This is a genomic window from 'Camptotheca acuminata' phytoplasma, assembly GCF_041276565.1.
Taxonomy (GTDB): Bacteria; Bacillota_I; Bacilli_A; order Acholeplasmatales; family Acholeplasmataceae; genus Phytoplasma.
On sequence record NZ_JBGGGR010000030.1, the window covers coordinates 1 to 2,271 of the forward strand.

Here is a 2,271-nt window from a genome sequence, read left to right on the forward strand (position 1 = left end):
CAAAATTAACAACTTCTGAAACCAAATTAAGAGAAACACAAACAAAATTAACAACTTCTGAAAATAATTTAAATAAAAAAGATGAAGAGTTAAAAACAGTTCAAACTGAATTAAGTAAAACACAAACAAAATTAATAACAGTTCAAAATAAATTAAACGAAATCAAACAAAAATTAGAAATCGTTCAAACAAATTTGAATCAAAAAGATGATAAATCAACAGCCTCTCAAACTGAATTGAATGAAATGAAATCAAAATTAACAGCTTATAAAAACGATTTGAAACCAAAACAGAAAGAATTCCAAAACACTCAAACGAATTTAAATTATAAAGATAAAGAACAGAATAACATTAATACTCAATCAATTCATAAAGATGATGAATTAATAACAATCAAAACGGATTTAAATAATAAAAATAAACAATTAATAACCGCTCAAACAAATTTAAAACAAAAACATAAAGAATTAAAAACAATTCAACAAAAATTAATATCAAAAGAACAAGATTTAATAAACAATAAAAATATTTATTTTTTTGTTATTATTTCGTATATCTTTGTAATGTCTTCTGTTGTATTCATATTTTTTAAAGAATAATTTACTTAAATTGAATTTAAATATTGATTATCTTGTTTTATTTAAAAAACAACTAATATAATTTATCGAAAATAAATAATAGTTAAAAATTTAAAATTTGTATTAATATATTTTTTTATTAAAAAATCAATTGAAATTTTTTAAATTAAATTTGGAATATGAATTTATATATTTCAAATTTAATTGTGACAAAACATTTTTTATCAAAAATTTCCACTCAAATATATTTTTTTCAAATCAAATTGTTCGTTATTTTATTAATTTTAGTGAAAATAAAAAAAATTAATAGTATTAAAGAAAAAAACATATAACTTGTTTTTTTTTTTTTTTTGTTTATAATGTTATAATGATTTAAAGTTTGTTTTTAACAAACTAAAATTTTAAGAAAGAAAAAAATTATGAACAAAAATCAAAGAAAATCATTGATAATATTAATTATTTTGATAATTATTGTATTAATAGTTGTTAGTATAACAAAGTTATCAACAAATGAAAATTCGTCAACAACACAAAATAAATTCAAAAATAACAATAATAATAAAAACCATTCTAACAATGGTTCAAATAAAGATATAGTTGATAAAAAATATAACGATAAAATTATTTTATCTTCAATTGGTACAGATTACTTTTTTTATAATTTTTTATTAGAAAATAATAAAGAAACAATAGAAAATGAAACAGATCATAATAAATATAAAAATATTTATGACGAAACTAACAACAATATAAGAGAAATCCAAGAAATAAAAACAACAAATAATCAACCTATTACAATAAAAAAAGCTAAATTAACTTATCAAGATGACAATAAACAAATAAAAGAAATAAAAATATTAGACAAAAATTCAAAATTACAACGTGCATATATGTTTTTTTATGATCAAGAAGGCGAAATAGAAACAATTTCTGTTGTAGATTCGAATAAAAAAGAAATAGAAAAATATGAAATAACAAATAACACAAACGGTTTAGTTGAAGAAATTAAAAAAACACCTCAAGCAAGAGGAAATTCGCAAACCACATCTAAATTCTATTATAACGCAGAAAGAAAATTAACTAAAGTTTCAGCATTTAATTTTGAAAATCAATTAATTAATGAAAGTGTTTTAAATTATTCAAATAATAAATTAAATCAAATTGAATTTCGCAACAATATATTAAATAATAGAAATAATACAACAATATTTAAAATATTAGAACAAACAAATTAACTATTTTTAAAAATTAATTATCATCAAAAAGAGGACATTGTTTCATCATGAATATAAATAACATTACCGAATTCTTCAAAAATAAAAAATTTTTTTATTATCTTATAATATATCTTATCTTGTTTCAAATTTTAGAACATTATTTATTTTATTCTATATATTCTAAAAGTAAACAAAATATACTTTGGGCCAAAATTTTAAATAATTTAATAAATTTTAACAAATTAACTATAAAAATTATAATATCTATTTATCCTATAATCTTTTCTTTTTATATATTGAATAATATCGAAAAAAGTTCTGATAAATTAAACACTAATCCTAAAATTTCTTCTAAACAAAAATCTCTTTTTACTTTAAAAGATGTCGCCGGAAACAAAGAAGAAAAAGAAGAGATGAAAGAATTAATTGATTTCTTAAACAATCCACACAAATATCAAAAAATGGGAGCTGTTATT

General features: G+C 18.3%; 2 protein-coding genes and 1 pseudogene. All 3 read left to right on the forward strand.

Features of this window, described 5'->3' with window-relative positions; all coding sequences use genetic code 11:
- Positions 1 to 599, forward strand: a 599-nt coding sequence (locus AB6A63_RS01985) for a hypothetical protein (RefSeq protein WP_370431017.1), incomplete at its 5' end; no start/stop codon positions are given.
- Between the two features lie 398 nt (positions 600 to 997).
- A complete protein-coding gene (locus AB6A63_RS01990; RefSeq protein WP_370431018.1) occupies positions 998 to 1,813 on the forward strand; it encodes a hypothetical protein in 816 nt (271 codons plus the stop codon).
- 47 nt (positions 1,814 to 1,860) lie between these two features.
- Positions 1,861 to 2,271, forward strand: a pseudogene (locus AB6A63_RS01995) (hypothetical protein); the annotation flags it as partial.